At 74.2% G+C, this 17,461-nt stretch carries 13 protein-coding genes; 6 read left to right on the forward strand and 7 right to left on the reverse strand.

The annotated features are described in order from the left end of the window. Positions 1-7: 7 nt before the first annotated feature. From IM697_RS31305 to IM697_RS31330, 6 genes are all read left to right on the forward strand, one after another. Positions 8-4,702, forward strand: coding sequence for a type I polyketide synthase (locus IM697_RS31305; RefSeq protein WP_194039447.1), 4,695 nt, complete (start codon positions 8-10; stop codon positions 4,700-4,702). Beyond that, complete coding sequence (locus IM697_RS31310) at positions 4,699-4,998, forward strand: acyl carrier protein (protein ID WP_190075693.1); 300 nt, start codon at positions 4,699-4,701, stop codon at positions 4,996-4,998. Before IM697_RS31305 ends, IM697_RS31310 begins: the two co-directional genes overlap by 4 nt. Then, positions 4,995-5,804, forward strand: a complete 810-nt coding sequence (locus IM697_RS31315) for an alpha/beta fold hydrolase (RefSeq protein ID WP_194039448.1) — start codon at positions 4,995-4,997, stop codon at positions 5,802-5,804. Before IM697_RS31310 ends, IM697_RS31315 begins: the two co-directional genes overlap by 4 nt. Then, positions 5,801-6,985 carry a glycosyltransferase gene (locus IM697_RS31320; protein WP_194039449.1) on the forward strand — a complete coding sequence of 395 codons (1,185 nt, stop codon included), beginning with the start codon at positions 5,801-5,803 and terminating at the stop codon, positions 6,983-6,985. Before IM697_RS31315 ends, IM697_RS31320 begins: the two co-directional genes overlap by 4 nt. Positions 6,986-7,044: 59 nt before the next feature. Beyond that, positions 7,045-8,160 carry a class I SAM-dependent methyltransferase gene (locus IM697_RS31325; protein WP_194039450.1) on the forward strand — a complete coding sequence of 372 codons (1,116 nt, stop codon included), beginning with the start codon at positions 7,045-7,047 and terminating at the stop codon, positions 8,158-8,160. A gap of 104 nt (positions 8,161-8,264) precedes the next feature. Further along, complete coding sequence (locus IM697_RS31330; RefSeq protein WP_228044251.1) at positions 8,265-8,546, forward strand: hypothetical protein; 282 nt, start codon at positions 8,265-8,267, stop codon at positions 8,544-8,546. Between the two features lie 539 nt (positions 8,547-9,085). Here IM697_RS31330 and IM697_RS31335 read toward each other — a convergent pair. The 7 genes from IM697_RS31335 to IM697_RS31365 all read right to left on the reverse strand — a co-directional run bounded on the left by IM697_RS31335 (position 9,086) and on the right by IM697_RS31365 (position 17,215). Beyond that, complete coding sequence (locus IM697_RS31335) at positions 9,086-9,679, reverse strand: copper resistance CopC family protein (RefSeq protein ID WP_194039451.1); 594 nt, start codon at positions 9,677-9,679, stop codon at positions 9,086-9,088. Continuing rightward, positions 9,658-10,293, reverse strand: coding sequence for a superoxide dismutase family protein (locus IM697_RS31340; protein ID WP_228044252.1), 636 nt, complete (start codon positions 10,291-10,293; stop codon positions 9,658-9,660). The genes IM697_RS31335 and IM697_RS31340 overlap by 22 nt, the downstream gene beginning before the upstream one ends. Before the next feature lie 175 nt (positions 10,294-10,468). Then, the gene (locus IM697_RS31345; protein WP_194039452.1) at positions 10,469-11,227 is read right to left on the reverse strand and encodes a hypothetical protein; all 759 of its coding nucleotides are present in this window, start codon (positions 11,225-11,227) and stop codon (positions 10,469-10,471) included. Between the two features lie 108 nt (positions 11,228-11,335). Further along, positions 11,336-13,150, reverse strand: a complete 1,815-nt coding sequence (locus IM697_RS31350; protein ID WP_228044253.1) for a copper resistance CopC/CopD family protein — start codon at positions 13,148-13,150, stop codon at positions 11,336-11,338. A 1-nt stretch (position 13,151) separates the two neighbouring features. Next, entirely contained in the window at positions 13,152-13,880 is a 729-nt protein-coding gene (locus tag IM697_RS31355; protein ID WP_194039453.1) for a DUF1775 domain-containing protein, read from the reverse strand. Next, positions 13,817-14,620, reverse strand: coding sequence for a hypothetical protein (locus IM697_RS31360; RefSeq protein ID WP_228044254.1), 804 nt, complete (start codon positions 14,618-14,620; stop codon positions 13,817-13,819). The genes IM697_RS31355 and IM697_RS31360 overlap by 64 nt, the downstream gene beginning before the upstream one ends. A 570-nt stretch (positions 14,621-15,190) precedes the next feature. Beyond that, positions 15,191-17,215 carry an SWIM zinc finger family protein gene (locus tag IM697_RS31365; RefSeq protein WP_228045044.1) on the reverse strand — a complete coding sequence of 675 codons (2,025 nt, stop codon included), beginning with the start codon at positions 17,213-17,215 and terminating at the stop codon, positions 15,191-15,193. Positions 17,216-17,461: the final 246 nt, after the last annotated feature.

The raw sequence follows: 17,461 nt of genomic DNA on the forward strand, positions 1-17,461 counted from the left end.
CCCCACGATGCGACCGACCGCCCCGCAGCACCGGCAGCCCGTCGCCATCGTCGGCATGGCGGTGACCCTGCCCGGCGCCTGTGACCTGGCCGCGTTCTGGCACAACCTCGTCACCGGCGCTGACGCCATCTCCGAGGTGCCCAAGGCCCGCTGGGACGCGGACACCTACTACGACCCGGACGGACGGCGCGGCCTCGATGGTGTCTACTGCCGCCGCGGCGGCTTCGTCGACGGGCTCGACGCGCTCACCGCCTTCGACCCGACCGTCTTCGGACTCATGCCGGACTCCGTGCCCGGCACCGAACCCGACCAGCTGATCGCACTGCGGACCGCCGCGGCCGCGCTCGCCGACGCGGGGGAGGCCGCACTGCCCGAAGACCGCTCCCGGGTCGGTGTCGTGCTCGGCCGCGGCGGTTATCTGAGCGACGGGCTCGCCCGACTCGACCAGCGGATGCGTACGTCCGCCCAACTGGTGCGCACCCTGCACGAGTTACTGCCCGAGCTGGACGGCGAGCGGCTCGACGCGGTACGGACGGCGTTCACGGCCGCGCTCGGCGGGGAGCAGAGCCCCGAGTCGGTGATCGGCCTCGTGCCCAACTTCGCGGCGTCCCGGGTCGCCAACCGGCTCGATCTGCGTGGCCCCGCCTACACCGTGGACGCGGCCTGCGCCTCCTCGCTCGTCGCACTCGACCAGGCCGTCGGCGCGCTCGCCGCGGGCAGCTGCGACGTGATGCTCGCGGGCGGCGTACACCACTGCCACGACATCACGCTCTGGTCCGTCTTCAGCCGGCTGCGGGCGCTGTCGCCGTCCCAGCGGATCCGCCCGTTCCACCGGGACGCGGACGGCGTGCTGATGGGCGAGGGTACCGGCGTGGTCGTACTCAAACGGCTCGCGGACGCGCGGCGCGACGGCGACCGGATCTACGCCGTCGTCCGCGGCGTCGGCGTGGCCGGCGACGGCCGGGCCGGCTCCCTGGTCAACCCGGACCCCGGCGGCCAGGCCCGCGCCGTCCGGCTCGCCTGGGCGGCGGCGGGGCTCGACCCGGCGGCACCGGGGTCGCTCGGCCTCCTGGAGGCCCACGGCACCGGAACCCCCGGCGGCGACCGGGCCGAACTGGCCGCGCTGGCCGAGGTGTTCGGGCCGCCGGACCCGGACGCCGGGCCCGACGCCGTGATCGGCTCCGTGAAGTCGATGATCGGCCACACGATGCCGGCGGCGGGTGTGGCGGGCCTCGTCAAGGCGGCCCTGGCGGTGCACCACGGCACGCTCCTGCCGACCCTGCACTGCGACGACCCTCACCCGGCGCTCCGCGTCACCCGCTTCGCTCCGGCCCAGCAGGCCCGGCCCTGGGACGGGGACGTCCGACGTGCCGCCGTCAGCGCCTTCGGCTTCGGCGGGATCAACGCCCACGTCGTCCTGGAGTCGGTACCGGAGCCCGTGCCTGTCCCCGCATGGGCGCCTGCCCCGGCGTCGGCTCCCGCACCGGCATCGGCCCCGGCCGTCGCGCCTGCGGCCCCGGCACCCGGCGGCCCGGGCGCTGGGCCTGCTGCCTGCGCGGACCGTGCCGAAGTGGCCGAGCCGCCCCGGCTGTTGCGGCTCGCCGCCGCGACCCCGCAGGGCCTCGCCGAACTGCTCGACGCCGACGACACCGCGCTGCGCGCGGCCGCCGCCGAGGGCGGAGCGAGAGGAGCCGGGGGCGCCCGCGTCGCCGTCCTGGACCCCACCGACCGCCGCCTCGCCCTGGCCCGCAAGGCAGTCGCCCGCGCCCGGACCTGGGGCGGCCGGAGCGACGTCTGGTGCGCGCCGCGGCCGGTGCTCGGCACGGGCGGCGGGAAGATCGCCTTCCTCTGCCCAGGGCTGGAGGCCGAGTTCGAGCCGCGGGCAAAGGACGTCGCCCGCCACTTCGGCCTGCCGACGCCGCACTGGCCGGACGCCCGCGTGGGCGACGTCGCCCGGCACGGCGCGGCCGTCGTCGGCCTCGGCCGGCTGCTCACCGGAGCGCTCGCCCGGATCGGCGTCCGGCCGGACGCGCTGGCCGGGCACAGTGTGGGGGAGTGGACGGCGATGGCGGTCGGCGGGATGTACGCGGACGCCGAGGTCGACGCCTTCCTGCGGGACTTCGACCCGGCCACGCTGCGCGTCCCGGGGCTCGCCTTCGCCGCGTTCGGCACCGGTGCGGACCAGGTGGATGCCGAGCTCGCGGCATACCCGGACGTCGTCGTCTCGCACGACAACGCGCCCCACCAGACCGTCGTCTGCGGGCCTCACGACCAGGTCGAGGCGCTCACCGGGCGGCTGCGCGGCGCGGGAGTGCTCGGTCGGCTGCTGCCCTTCGAGTCCGGCTTCCACACGCCGATGCTCGCCCCGTACCTCACCTCCATCGAGAAGGCCGCGCGCGGCTTCACCCTGCACCCGCCCCGGGTGCCCGTCTGGTCCGCCACGACCGCCGCGCCCTTCCCGGCCGACGAGGCCGCGGCGCGCGCTCTCTTCCTGCGCCACCTGCTCGAACCGGTCCGCTTCCGGCAGCTCACCACGGCCCTGTACGACGCCGGGTTCCGGGCCTTCGTCCAGCTGGGCCAGGGCCAGCTGCCGGCTCTCGTGGACGACACCCTCACCGGCCGCGCGTGCCTGACGCTCAGCGCCAACACGCCCCGGCACAGCGGGCTTTCGCAGCTCTACCGGGTGGCGGCCGGACTCTGGTCGCACGGCGCCGAGCCGGACTTCGCGGCGCTGCGGGCGGGGGCCACGCCTCGGTCGACGGCGGCGCCTGCCCGTACGGCGGAGACCGACCCTACGGCGCAGACCGTCCGTACGGCCGCGGAGATCCCGCGAGCCGTCCCCGCCTCCGTCCCCGTCACCGTCACCGTCCCCCTCACCCTCGGCTCCGGGCTCGTCTCGCTCGACGCCGCCACCCGGGACCGGCTCCGCAGCACCCTGCGCGAGGCACCCGCACCCGGGCCGGACCGGCTCGCGGCCGTGGCCGCGCGGAGCCCCGTGGCTGCCGAACTGCGCTCGCTGCTCGGCGAGACGGCGGACACGGCAGCGGAACTGGCGGAACTGTTCGCCGCGGCAGCGGCCCCGCGCCGCACCGCGCCCGCGGTGCCGCCCCCCGAGCCCTCGGCGACCGGGGCGGTGCCGCCGCCTGCCGACACCCCCCGCGTCACCACCCTGGGCATCTCACTCGACACCATGCCGTACCTCGCCGACCACTGTTTCTTCCGGCAGCCCGCGCACTGGCCCGAGATCGCCGACCGCTGGCCCGTGGTGCCCGCCACCACCCTGGTGCAGCACATGATCGACGCCGTGCCCGGCCCGGGGAGGGCCGTGGCCGTGCACGACGCCCGGTTTCTGCAGTGGACCGTCGCCGCCCCGCCCACCGAGGCCACGGTCACGGCCCGGCCCGAGGGACAGGGGCGGTACGCCGTGGAGTTCGGGCGCTTCGCCCGCGCCACGGTCGAGACCGCCCACGGGCACGACACCGCGCCCCGCCCACGGCCGTGGCGGACGGACGCCCCGGAGAGCCGTCCGGCTGTGTCCGCGCGGCAGATGTACGACGACCGCTGGATGTTCCACGGGCCGCGGTTCCGCGGCGTCACCGAGATCGGCGCGCTCGGCGAGCGGCACGTCCGCGGTGTCCTGATCACCCCGTCCGCGCCCGGCGCGCTTCTCGACAACGTCGGTCAGCTGCTCGGCTACTGGCTGATGGCCACGCATACCGACCGCACCATCGTCTTCCCGACGGGCGTCGACGAGATCCGTTTCCACGGCCCGCCCCCGGAACAGGGCACCGCACTCGACTGCCACATCAGGGTCACCACCGTGACGGACACCGCCCTGGTGGCTGACGCGCAGCTCGCCCGCGACGGCGAGGTCTGGGCCGAGATCCGCGGCTGGCGGGACCGGCGCTTCGACTCGCCGCCCGAGGTCGATCCGGTCAAACGATGGCCCGAGCACAACACTCTGTCGGAAATCCAGGAGGGCGGCTGGCAGCTGGTCTTCGAACGCTGGCCCGACCCCGCATCCCGCGAGATCTACATGCGCGGCCAGCTCGCGGGCCCTGAGCGCGAGCAGTACGCCGGGCACCCCCCGCGCGGCCGGCGCCAGTGGCTGCTCGGCCGGATCGCCGCCAAGGACGCCGTACGCCGCCACCTGTGGGCGCACGGCGCGGGCCCCGTCTTCCCCGCCGAGATACGGGTCGCCAACGACCCTGACGGCAGACCGCGCCCCGAGGGCGTACACGGCAGAGAACTCCCGCCTCTGGAACTGTCGCTGGCGCACTGCCGGGAGGCCGCCGTCGCACTCGTCCGCCCCGCCGCCGACAGCCCCGGCACGGGCACGGGCACGGGCACCGGCACCGGCACCGGAATCGACATCGAGGAGATCGTCGAGCGCCCCGAAACGACCTACGACGCCATCCTCGCCCCGGACGAGCGGGCGCTCTTCACCGGGCTCGGCGGCGGCCCCGGCCCGCTGACCCGGTTCTGGGCCGCCAAGGAAGCCGCGGCCAAGGCCGAGGGCACCGGACTGGGCGGCCGGCCGCGGGACTTCACGGCGGTCGAGGTCGAAGACGGCGCCCGTGCCCTCACGGTCCGGGCACCCTCCGGCCGGCTGCGGCGCATCCGGCTCGCCGATGTGACCAACCCGCCGGGGCTGCCCACCCGTACCTACGCCGTCGCTTGGACCGAGGAGAGCCCATCATGACCAGCCCCGCCACCACCGGCCCCGCGTACGCCGCCGTCCTCGCCGAGGTCACCGACGCTCTGCACACGGTCCTCGACGACCTCGAACTGGACGACACCCCGATCACCCCCGACACCCGCTTCGTGGAGGACCTCGACCTGGAGTCCATCGACCTGGTCACGCTCACCGCCGAGCTGGGCGGGCGCTACGGCGACCGGGTCGACTTCCCCGCCTGGTTCGCCTCGCTCGAACTCTCCGACATCATCGGACTGACCGTCGGACAACTCGTCCAGTACATCGCGGGGTGCCTGCGGTGACCACGATCGAGGCGGGCGGGATCCGGCTGAACGTGGAGCGGCTGAGCGGCGCACCCACCCCGGCACCGGGCCCGCCCCAGACGGTTGTCCTCGTGCACGGCATCGCCACCGACAACCTGACCAGCTACTACTTCACCATCGCGCCCGCGCTCGCCGCAGCCGGACACGACGTCGTGATGTACGACCAGCGCGGCCACGGCCGCAGCTCCCGCCCGCCGCGCGGCTACGGCGTCGAGGACTTCAGCGGCGACCTGGACGCGCTGCTCGACGCCCTCGCCCTGGAAGGGCCCGTCCACCTGATCGGCAACTCCTTCGGCGGCACCGTCGCCCTCGCCTACGCGCTGCGCCGCCCGGAGCGGGTCGCCGGCATCCTGATGCTCGAGTCCGAGCCGCCGACCGCCGCCTGGGCCAAGAAGATGAGCGGCATCCTGGCCGGCTCCGCCCACCAGCTCCACGACGAGCGCACCCTGCCGTGGATCGAGGAGACCTACGGCCGCCACGAGGCCCGCCTGGTGCGCTGGGCCACCCGGCTGCTGCACGGCACCTCCATCGCCGAGGACATCGGGTCCTGCTCCGTCCCCGCCGAGGAGTCCTGGCAGAGCCTGCACGTGCCGGTCTGCGCGGTGTACGGCGCTACCTCCGACCTGGCCGACACGGCGCCCTGGCTGGAATCGCTGCTGCCCCGCTGCCGCACCCTGACGGTGCCCGGGCACGGGCACTCCGTGCTCGTCGGCACCCCCGAGACGGTCGTCCCGCTGCTGCTCGACTGGCTACGGGACGGCCACCGGGAGCTGGTCACGCCGTGAGCCGCTTTCTGTTCGTCGTGCCGCCCCTGGTCGGGCACGTCAACCCGGCGGTCAGCGTGGCCGCCGAGCTGACCAGATGCGGGCACCGGGCCGCCTGGGCCGGACTGCCCGGGTTCGTCGGGGAACTGGCCGGACCCGACGCCGAGGTGTACCCGTGCGACGTGCCCACGCTCCCGGAACGTCCGGCTGCCCTGCGCGGTGCCGCAGCCTTGCGCTTCCTGTGGGAGGAGTTCCTCGTGCCGCTCGCCGGGGCGATGGCGCCCGGTGTGCGCCGCGCGGTCGAGGGGTTCCGGCCCGATGTCGTCGTCGCCGACCAGCAGACCCTCGCCGGTGCCCTCGTCGCCGAGCGCCTCGGGGTGCCGTACGCCACCGCGTCGACCACCCCGGCGGAGTTCAGCGACGCCCTGGACGGCATGCCGAAGGTGGCTCAGTGGACCGCCGGGCTCGTCGCGGAGCTGCGCGCCCGCCTCGGCGACCCGGGGCGCACCCACGATCCGCGCTTCTCCCCCGACCTGGTGCTCTCCTTCACCACCCCCGAACTCGCGGGCCCGGGCCCTCGGCTGCCGCAGCTGCGGTACGTCGGTCCGGCGTTCACCCGGCGCCCGGCCGCCGACTTCCCCTGGGAGTGGCTCGACGAGCACCGGGCCACCGTCCTGGTCTCACTCGGCACCGCCAACACCGGCCTGGGGGCGCGTTTCCTCGCCGAGTGCGCGGCCGCCGTGCGGGAGCGCGGGCGGCGGCTGCAGGCAGTAGTCGCCGACCCCGGAGGGGTACTCGACCAAGAGTCCGACGCCGACCTCCTGGTGCTGCCCCGGATCCCCCAACTGCCGCTCCTGCGCCGGGCGTCCGCGATGGTCAGCCACGCCGGGCAGAACACCGTCGCCGAGTGCCTGTGGCACGGCGTACCGCTGGTGGTCGCGCCCATCCGGGACGACCAGCCACTGATCGCCGGCCAGGTCACCGGCGCCGGCGCCGGAGTGCGGGTGCGCTTCGGGCGCGCCGACCGCCGACGGATCGGTGCCGCCCTCGACGCCGTACTCGACGGGCCCGCCTACCGCGCGGCGGCCCGGCGCGTCGGGGACTCCTTCCGTGCGGCGGGCGGGGCGGCTGCTGCGGCGGCGTACCTGGAGAAGTTCGCGGCACAGAAGCCACGGGAGCCGCAGGAGTCACGGGAGCGGTGAGCGACCGACCGGCAGGGCGACCGCCGTGCCGAAGAGTGGAACGAGAGGAGACCACGGACATGGCCACCACGAACCAGCCCCCTGACACCCCCGACACACCCGCCCCACCGCCCCCCGCTTCCGACGCCGAACGCGTCGCCCGCCTGCGCCCCGCGTACCAGGCAGAGCTGGCCGACGGCATCGCCCGGTTCTTCGAGCCGCGCCGCACCGACTGCCCCTGGTGCGGTGCGCGGCAGCTGCGTCGCCGCCTGCGCACCAAGGACCACCTGCAGCGAAAGCCCGGCACCTTCACCCTGGACCAGTGCCGCGACTGCGGACACACCTTCCAGAACCCGCAGCTCAGCGCGGCCGGACTGGACTTCTACTACCGGGACTTCTACGACGGCCTGTACGCCGAGAAGATCGGCGGCGCCCTGGACAGCGACGCCGCGAGGGAACGCAACCGCGACCGAGCCGCCGCCATGCGGCGGCACGCCCGGCCGAAGCGCTGGCTGGACGTCGGCACGGCGGGCGGTGACTTCTGCCTGGCCGCCAAGGAAGCACTGCCCGGCACCACCTTCGACGGGCTCGACATCGGCGCCCATGTGCTCGGGGCCCAGCAGTCGGGGCGCATCGAGCGGGCGTACCAGGGCTTTCTGCCCGACCTCGCGGACGAACTCGCCGGCCAGTACGACGCGGTGAGCATGTTCCACTGCCTGGAGCACACCACGGACCCGAAGGCCCAACTGGCCGCGGTTCACACCGTGCTCCGCCCCGGCGGCCACCTGATCATCGAGGTACCCAACCCGGAGTCGCCCTTCGGCCGCCTCTTCGGCCGGTACTGGCTGCCGTGGTTCCAGCCTCAGCACCAGCACTTCGTGACCATGAGGAACCTGCGCCGGGCCCTCACCGAGCTGGGCTTCACGGTGGTGGCGACGGACCGCGAGGAGTCCCATATCCCCGTGGACTTCACCGCGCTCGTAGGGCTGTACGTGCTGCGGCTGCTGCCGTTCCGCGACGAGCCCTGGCTGCCCCGGCCCCCGGGCCGTCTCGGCACCGCGGTCACCAAGACGGTCTTCTGGGCGGGCATACCGTTCTGCTTCCCGATGTACGCCCTGGACCGGCTCCTCGCCCCGCTGATCCGCCGCAGCCGCTTCTCCAACGCCTTCCGGGTGATCGCCCGCCGCGAGGAGTGACCAGCCCAGCACGAGCTGGGACTGGAGAAGATGAAAGACGCCATGTGGAAGGTGGACCCTTCCTACGGCGTCCGCTACCGCGACCCAGGGACACCCAACAGCAGATGCTGAATCTCGTATTCGAACCCGATACGGGTCCGCTGCGACGCATCCTGCGCGACTTCATCTCCGAAGCTCCCGACGGGCGAACCATCCCAGAACTCAAGCGATACGCCCTCTTGGAAACCGTCTACCAGCCCGGCAAGGTGATCGATGCCGTCCGACAGCTACGCAACGCGGGTGCCGTAACGACGGAACCTCGTGCCATCACACCCAAGACGCGCGTGCACCTGGCCGCGACACCTCCGACGCCCAGCCCGTCAGCCGAGCAGGGCGCCCTCTGGTGAGCGGGCTCCAAGAGCACATCAGGGAATGCGAGCCAGGAAACGGCATTGATCAGCACGAGCTGCACAGACGGGTCCTGCCGGGGCACCTTGTCCGACTGCACGACGGGCATCGCCGGAGCAGCCCCGCGATGCCCGTCGCATCAGGTCCCCGTCCACGCAGACTCCCCGTCGGTGCACGGCGGCAGAAGCACCTCAGGTGTCACGCCGGTATCACCAACCCCGTAGACGCTCCCGGATCTCAAGGATTCCGCCCACGCAAACCGCACCGTTTCGTACCACGTGGACGCCAGAAGACGGTTCTGACTACCTGTGCCAAGTGGTGCCGAGCGAGGGACCGAGGATGAGAACCGGGGCGTCTTCCGGGCCGTCGAAGCGGTACTGCAGGGCAGGGGTCTTCGTCTCACTCACCGCTCCACGCTAACGTCCGGATCCGAACCCCGGCCCCACGGACCCCACGTCCGCACACCTGGCTACCGCAGATCAGCCGGGAACTCTCACACCGTCTTCACGGGGCGCCGGTCCACCGCAGGTGCCCCACTTCACATGGTGACCCTCCTTCTCTCCGGCGGCTTCGCCCCCCGCATCGTGCGCACGGCGAGGACACCGCCGCCCACGGCCACGACACCGACCACGGAGAAGACCACCAGCGCCGTGGTGCGGCCGAGTCCCAGGATCGTGTCGCTCTCGCCGCCCGCGCCCGGTGCCGGAAGGCTCAGCTCCCGGCAGGCGGACGGAGTGGCGGCGTTCTCGGCACCGTCGGCGACCTCGAACTGGAAGGCGCTGCTCTGGGTGTCGCCGTCAGCGGAGGTGACGGTGTAGCTGAGGGTGTGGACACCCGCCGACAGCGAGGCGACCGCGGCGCAGGTGGCGGAGTCGTCGACCACCAGGGGCCGTCCGACCGGCACCGTGGCGCCGTCCGGCCCGGTCAGGCCGATGGTCGGCGTGGTGCCGGACTTCAGCCGGCCGAAGGTCAGCGCGACGACGTCGACACCGGGGGCGACCTTGGCACCGGGTCCCGGTGTCGCGTCCTTCAGCGCGGTGTGGGCGGATGCGGGGGTGCCGCCGAGGAACAGCAGCGCGCACAGGCACCCCAGCAAGACGGCCGGCGCCCTCAGAAGTCGAAGTCCGCGCATGCGATCCGGTTGTCCATCGCTTCCATGGGGTGGACGACGACGGCGACCGCGTCCTTGCCCGTCTTACGGTCGTTGTTCACCGTGGTCATGCCCTTGCCGGACTTGTCGGCGGTGAACATCAGGTGCACCTCGTTCGGCGGGGTGGTCGCGCCGCCCTTGTCGAACTGGAAGTGCTCCCCGCCGCCCTTGGTGGCGCACGGCTGGCCGTGCAGGTGCGACATGTACTTCTCGCCCGGCTTCAGGCCGGTCACGGACACCGTCACCGTGGTGCCCTTCGGGCCCTGCGCCAGCCAGGCCGTGCCCTGGACGTCGTCCATGCCGGGCGGGCGGGTGTCGAGCAGTTCGAAGGCGCCCTTGACCACCTCGGCGCCCGGGATCTTGTCGGCGGGGGTGGCCGACGGGTCTCCCATCGCCATCCCCTCCATGTCGTCCATGCCGGCGGAGGGTGCGGAGGAGTCGGCGGCCGCCGCGTTCGCGGACGCGCTGTCGGAAGAGTCGCCGCCGCAGCCGGACAGCAGCAGGGCCGCAGCCGTCAGACCGGCGCAGCAGGCGGCGAGACGGGTGCGCGAGCGACGCGAACGAGCGTCCCCGTCCCCGTCCTCTCCGGACGTCACCGGCCGCACCGTTGACGCGGTGTCAGGCAGGTGTGAGCGGACGGATGTGTGGTGGTGCTTGAACATGGAACTCCCGATCGATGAGGCGGGCCGAAGAGAACACGCCGACGCGCGTACGCGCACGCCGGCCGACTGCCTGTCCCCCGGCCTCGGCCACCACCGGTTCGGGCCGGCTTCAGGGCCGTACGGCAAGCAGCGGAGCGGGAGACGGGCGATGTGCGCGAGGGTGGTGGCCCTGCGGCGGCCCTCTGCGGACGACGGCGTGCCTCAGCGCGGAAGGGGTCGGCCGCGCGTCCTCCGCGGCGCCCTCGGCGATACGGCACGGCGGCGCCGCACGCCGGGCCACCGTCCGCGACAGCACGCGGCAGACCCTGCGCAGCGGGGCGAACAGGGTGGCCGCCAGGGCCCGGCCGATCCGGTGAACCGCCGCCTCGCCGCGCCACAGCCACACGCCGCACGCGACGGCGGCGAGCAGGTGCGCCAGAAGCATTCCGGCGGAGGCCGCGTGCGTCACTGCGGACAGGAACGGCGCGCCGGAGTGCGTCTCCAGCACCGGGGCGTGCGCACCGGGGTGGTGCATGCCCACGCCGGAGTGTGAGAACGCCATTCCGTGCGTGCCGGAGGGCCGATCCGCGATCGGGGCGCCGACGGCGGTCGATGGCCGGACGAGCCGGTGGGTGAGGCTGAACAGCAGGTGCAACAGGCCCTGTGCGACCACGGTGGCCCCGACGATCGTCACGGCCCGATGTTCCCGGCCGGTCAGCCGCCACGCTCCCGAGGCCGTCCCGGCGAACGCGACGCCCACCACCCACCAGGGCAGGACGTCGTCAGCCATCAGCGCATGGCCCAGCGCCGTCGTCATGGCGCATACGGCCGCGAACATCGCGGTCCGCACCAGACGCGGCGCGGTGGCACCCTGCGTGACACCTGCCATGCGGCGGCCATGACTCGCTCCGCCGCCACGGCGGTGCATGCGGGGCATCGGGCGACTCCTCAGGACGGACAGGCTTGTTGTTGCTTACGGACGGCCGCGCGACAGCGTTCAGGGGATGATCTTCACCGCCTTCTCCACGGTGACCTGGTCGATGTCCGAGGTACGGACGGTGGCCCGCAGCGTCCATGTCCCAGCGGCCGGGAGGTTGAGGGTGTCGCTGCCCCAGTAACCGCTCTGGTCGGCGAGTTCCGTGTCCAGCGGGCCGATGCCCTTGTCGGAATGCGTGAAGGTCAGCCGCAGTTCGGGGACGGCGATGAGGCTCCCGTCCGCGCCGTAGACGGTGGCCTCCACCACGTTCCGGCCGACCCGACCCGGCTCCAGCGTGACCTGTACCTTGCCGCTTCCGGCGCGGCCCGAGCCGCCCGTGTCGAACGGCACTGTCGTGAGGTTCACGTCGGGCCGGCCGGGCACCTTGGAGGCCGCCACGGTCTCGGCGTCGGCCCGCCCCGGCTGACTGCCCGTCAGGACGGTGGTCACCGCGAGCACCACGACGCCGATCGCCACCTCCGCCAGCACGGACCTGCGCACACCGCGTCGCTGCTGCTCGGGTCCGGGACCGGACGGGGTGGGCCCCGAGGCGGGCGAGGTCGTCCGGTCGGGCGGAGGGTCTTGGCCGCCGCCCACAGTGACCAGCACCGGTTCCTCCGCCGGCACGCGCTGCAGTTGCTCGGTCCAGTTCCGGGAGTACGACGCCGCCACCAGCATGAGGACCACGGTGACCACCTTCAGGGCGAGCGTCCGGCCGTAGGGGGTGGTGAACGCCTCCCAGGAGCCGAGCCCGCGCCACGACTGGTAGACGCCGGTGGCCGCCAGCACGGCCACCGAGGCCAGGGCGAGCCGGGAGAAGCGGGCCACGGCGGCCGGTGGGAGGGGCTCCTCGGCCGGTGCCCGGTACAGCGCGACCAGCAGCGCGGTCAGACCGCCGAGCCAGACCGACATGGCGAGCAGGTGCAGCACCGAGGAGGCCATCGCCACGGGCACCTGGATGCCGGTGGAGGCGTGTTCGGACGCCGCCCATGTCCCGGCCAGGCCCAGGGCGAGTACGGCCGTGACCGTACGCCGATCGACCCGCCCCTCGTACCGCCCGCGCCTGAGGAGCAGGGCCACCAGCAGGAGCAGGGCCAGGCGGGCGAGCAGCGCGATGCCCGGCCGGCTTCCCACCGTGCTGCTCAGCAGCCGCGGGTCGAACACCTCGGCCGGTCCGCCTCCGCTCTCGTACGCCCCGCGCACCAGCAGCAACGCCACTGTCGACAGCGCCAGCGCCCACCAGCCGGCCAGGAACAGCCTGCGCACTCCTCGTACGGACGTGGCCCCGGACCAGCAGACCAGGGCGAACACGGCGATGCCGATCAGCAGGGCCAGACCGGCGTAGGCGAGGTAGCGCCCGATGCCGTAGAGCAGGTCGACGACAGAGTCCACAGCCGGCTCGGCGGTGGACTCGGCCCGGGTCTGCGAGGGCGCGCCGACGGAGAAGAAGAAGCCGCCGGAGACGGCGTGGCTGTCCGCCGAGATCACCCGCCAGGAGACGGTGTACGTGCCCTCCTTCAGACCACTGGTCAGCCGCACGCGGGCGGTGTCCGCCTTGCCGTCCGCGTGCGCGGGGTCGCCCGCGGTCACCGGGCGGCCACCGGGATCGAGGACCCGCACCGAGTCCTCGGCGAGGGTGACGGACTCGTTGAAGGTGACCGTGATCTGTTTCGGTGCCGTATTCAGCACCGTGTCCCCGCGCGGGTCGCTGCTGGTCTGGACCGCGTGCGCCGACGCGGGTGCCGCGCCGCCGAGCAGGGCGGCGGCGAGCACGGCGACCACCACCAGCAGAGCCCCGGCCGCTTGTCCGCGCTGCTTCGCCTGTCGTCGTGCCACGTCATGACTCCGGGTCGGCTGTAGGGGTCTCGGATGCTCCGGAGGCCCGCCGCCTGGCCAGCCACCACGCGCCGGCGCCCAGCACGAGCAGCCCGGCGACCGCCGAGCCGGCCACCGGCCCGGTGGATGCCCCGTCCTCCTGAGCACCTGCCGTCTTGCCGGCGGGCCGAGCGTCCGTCGCCGCCGCGGGTGCGCTGCTCGTGGCAGGGCTCGGGCCGGAGGAGTCCGCGCCCGATGACGCGGGCTCCAACTGCAGCACGGGGGCGGGCTGTTCGGGCTCCACGTCGCCGCCCGGCAGCTCGATCCAGCGGGCGACCTCGCCATCGCTGTAGGTCTCAAGAGTCTTGAACACGAGCCGGCCGGCATCCGGCAACTGCCGGACCCTGACCTTGTATCGGGCATCGACTCCGGTCTTGAGGACAGGCCCTGCGACGGTGTAGCCGTCGCCGGTGGTCTTCAGCTTCCAGCCCTTGGGCGCGTCGGCGAGCGTGACGTCGCCCGGGGTGATGCCCTCGGGAAGGACGACGCGCAGTCCGGTGAAACCGGCGGTGGCGGACTCGGCCTCGGACACGAAGGTGAGGGTGACGTTCTCGGCCAGAGCCCGTGGGGTGTCGGCCTCGACCTCCGCGTGCGCGTACGCCGGAGCGGCCAGGGAAAGCGTGGCCGTCAGCGCGGCGGCAAAGGTGAGGGTGATGGGGCCTGCCGTGCGGGCAGCGGTGTGCACGGACACAGGAATGCTCCTTGCGGGGACAGCCGGACAGCCCAAGGGGACCGCCCGGGCGAGCGACGACTCGGGACGTGGACGTGTCCCGGTGGTCCCCGGCGCACCAGTGCGTGCCCCAACAGACGAGTCCGGGTCCGCGCGACAGCCACCGCGGGTCCGGTGAGCGACACGGCGGGCAGCAGCGGGCGGGCCTGAAGGCCGCCCCGCAACGAGCGGACCCAGGCGGCGACGGCGGCCGCGACACGGCGTACCGCGCGGGTGGTGGCCACAGCGGCCGCCACGGCGGCGTCGGCGCTGTGCAGCAGCCAGGCCACCGCCGGAGCGGCCAGCACATGGGCGGCGGCCATCGCGGCACAGACGTGCTGCCAGGCATGACCACCCGGCAGGACCATCAGCGCGGCACCGCGCATGCCGTCAGTGCCGTGGCCGGCGTGGACGATCCCGTCCGTCCCGTCCGGATCCGGCTCACCGGCGATCGTCAGCACCAGATGCAGCACGCCCTGCATGGCAAGGCCGCATCCCACGGCGGCGGGCAACGACAGGCGTCGACGGGCGAGCGGCCGGACCACGGCGAACTGCGCCGCCGCCGACAGCATCACGAACCGCCACGGCACCGTCTCAGCGGCGACGGCATGGTGCCCCAGAGCGGCTAGGACACTGCCGGCCAGGGCGAACACCCCGGCCCTGGCACAGGCCGAGACACGGCTCGCCCCCGGCCGACCGTGGCGGCCGTCGGAGGACCTCACGCGCTCGCCCTGGATGATCGCCCCTCCTTCCGCCCGCCGGCCCCGCGGCACAGTCGACCGACGCCGGCGGCGTGTCACACGTTCGTGCCGCTGAGGGGAATACGGAAACACCACCGACTGCGTTCACCTGCCCGTACGGGGGTTGTTCACGGCCGGCGCCGACACGGCGTCCAACGCTGCCGAGCTCATCGCCGTGGCCGGAGCCGAGCACGGTCCCGTGACGGACAAGGCGATCCAGGCGCTGCGCGACCGCACGGGCACCGGCCGGCTCGCCCTGGCCGGCGCCTGTCTCCGCGGTCCGACCAGCGCCAGCGGCCGGCGGCTGTCCGGAAATGGCGTGGCGGGCGCTCACGTCCACCGTGCCCGCGCTCACCGGCTCCCGCATGGGCACCTGTCGGCCCGGGGAGGTCCACGTCCTCGATCTCCGCCCACAGCGTCGGCGCCGGATTCCTCCATCCGCGCCCGGCCGGTCGGGTGTGGTGTGTCGCCGGGCGACATCGCGGCAGTGGCGGTGTTCATGGGGCGCGTGCGGCGGCCGGCGCCGTGCTCGGGCAGGGCTGTCGCGCCAGGTCAGGCCTCCGGCGCGGCTCCGACCGAGTCGAGGCCGGTGAGGGCGCCTACGGGGTCGAGGTCGGGGGTGCCGCGTGGCCACCAGTCGTCCTGGCCCGGTTCCGATTCGTAGGGGTACCAGAGGCCGTCGCGGCCGAAGCGGAGCTGGACATGGCCGCGGGGGTGGGTGAGGTGGTTGCGCCACGGCCGGAAGGCGGGGAGGTCGGCGGCCAGGAGCAGGGGCCGGGCACGGTCGAACCGGCCGGCCGGCGGGTCCCAGGGTTCCTCGAGTACGGCGAGCCCTTCGAGGCCGCCCTGACGCCAGGCGGCGACCGCGCGGGCCAGATCCGCCGGAGTGCGGTCGGCGGCCGAGGCGAGGGAGGCGTACAGGGCGCGGGTGGCGGCGGTGAGGCCGGACCCGGGCCGGGCGGCGGCGAGCCGGACCGCGTCCTGCCACAGGGTCAGTTCGCCGACCGGGTCGCGTCCGGTGCCGAGGAGGGCGTGGGCGCGCGCGGCTGCGTCGGTGGCCAACTGGTCCAGTGCGAAGGGGTCGGGGCCGCCCGGGGACGCCGGGTATACGGGCGGTTGCTCGGGGTGCGGGGGCGTGGGCAACGGGGCGGGGAGCGGCGGCAGTCGACGCTGCGGATCCAACGCCTCGGTCGCGCGTACGCCCGCGAGGGGCGCCGGTTCCTGTTCCTGAGCGGCGCGGGCCGCGCGGGCGGCGCTCAGCCGGGACAGGGCGTCGAGCAACTGGCGTTCACCGCGCCCGCGCAGCAGGAGCAGTACGAAGGGGTCGGCGTCCAGCAGGCGTGCGGTCTGGTAGCAGAGGGCGGCGGCGTGTTTGCAGGGGTGGCCGCGGTCGGGGCAACTGCAACGGGGGTCCAGTTCGCCCGGTCCCGGCAGCAACGGCACCCCGCAGTCGGCGAGAGTCCGCGGCATCTCCTTGTCCAGCAGCGCCGCGATGTGCCCCGGCCGCTCGGCGACCGCGTCCAGGAACCGCGCCCAGTCGGCGTCGTCCAGCGTCCGCAGCCGCACCTGCACGCGGTACGGCCGCGGCCGGCTCCCCCGCACATACGCCAGCACGAGCCCCGGCGTCACGGTGATGGCATCGACGTGACCCTCCTGCGCGTAACCGCGTCCGCGGGCAAGCCGCTTGGCATCGAGGGCACCCTCCTCCAGGGCACGGACCCAGGCGTTGCCCCACCAACTCTCGGCGAAACGGGACTCGTCGGACGACGCGCGGGGCGCGAAGGCGGGGAAGGTGCGGCGGAGTTCACCGTCTCGGCCTGGGGCGGCCATGGAGTGGGGGATCTGGGGCGTGTCGGGGGCAGGGGGGACGGGATCGGTGGGCATGGCGGAGGAATCGCTGTGTGAGCCTGCCGACCGCGCTTCGGACGGCCCTGCCGGACGCGAGGGCGAGGTGGGGCGGGTCGTCGGCTCGTGGCCGCCGTGCCGTGCGGCCGCCGTGTCATCTTCCTGGGGCTCGTCCAGGGGAGGCATCTGGAAGGCGTCGGCGAGCAGGCTCCGTACGTCACGGCTGCGGAGGCTGTCGGCTCCCGGGTCCGGTCGGCCCCTGGAACCGGTCGATGCGGGTCGGCGCGACCGTCGAGCGCCCGACGCCCTCCGCTCGGCCTCGTCCGACTCGGCTCGCTGCCTCTCCCGCTCCGCCCGGGCAGCGCGCAGCGCCTCACGGGCACCGTCCGCCGCGCGCCGCGCGGGGGTGGAGGGTTCGGGTTCGGGTTCGGGCGCCGCACGCCGTACTCCGGCCGAAGCAGCCTCCGCCCCAGCCGTCCCCTCGGCCGGATCCTCCTCCGACACACGCCTCTCACCAGCAGAAGCAGCCTGCGGCTGAGGCTTCTCGCCAGAAGCCCCCTCCAATGCCGACCTCTCCTCCGATGCCGACCTCCCCTCCGCCGCCACCGCCCCGTCGCCGCCCGAGTCACCGGGCCGCCCGCCCGGCACCGGCTCACCCGGAGAGCCGTCGGAGCCCGCCGAGCCCTCCGCCTCCCCCGCGCCGCCCTCGCCCGCACCCCGCCGCACGGCCATGGCACGCCGCAGTGCCGCACGGGCCGCGTCACCCGGCCGAGCCTCGGAGCGGCGCGGCTCGTCCGCGGCACCCGCCAACTCGGCGCCGGCAGCCGCCCCCCGCGCCGAAGCCCGCCCCGCCGAGACAGCCGGCTCTGAAGTCCGCCCCTCGGCCGACGGCGACACCGAGCCACGCTCCTCCGACGCTGCCGGCGCCCCCGAACCCCGCTCCGCCGACCCCGGAGACTCCGACCCCGGAGACTCCGA

Source organism: Streptomyces ferrugineus (assembly GCF_015160855.1).
GTDB classification, from domain to species: Bacteria; Actinomycetota; Actinomycetes; order Streptomycetales; family Streptomycetaceae; genus Streptomyces; species Streptomyces ferrugineus.

Excerpts from the sequence above, each read along its gene's own strand:
- IM697_RS31305 (WP_194039447.1), top strand. The coding sequence starts at position 8 with ATGCGACCGACCGCCCCGCAGCACCGGCAGCCCGTCGCCATCGTCGGC.
- IM697_RS31310 (WP_190075693.1), top strand. The coding sequence starts at position 4,699 with ATGACCAGCCCCGCCACCACCGGCCCCGCGTACGCCGCCGTCCTCGCC.
- IM697_RS31325 (WP_194039450.1), top strand. The coding sequence starts at position 7,045 with ATGGCCACCACGAACCAGCCCCCTGACACCCCCGACACACCCGCCCCA.
- IM697_RS31330 (WP_228044251.1), top strand. The coding sequence starts at position 8,265 with ATGCTGAATCTCGTATTCGAACCCGATACGGGTCCGCTGCGACGCATC.
- IM697_RS31335 (WP_194039451.1), bottom strand. The coding sequence starts at position 9,679 with ATGCGCGGACTTCGACTTCTGAGGGCGCCGGCCGTCTTGCTGGGGTGC.
- IM697_RS31345 (WP_194039452.1), bottom strand. The coding sequence starts at position 11,227 with ATGGCAGGTGTCACGCAGGGTGCCACCGCGCCGCGTCTGGTGCGGACC.
- IM697_RS31365 (WP_228045044.1), bottom strand. The coding sequence starts at position 17,215 with ATGGCCGTGCGGCGGGGTGCGGGCGAGGGCGGCGCGGGGGAGGCGGAG.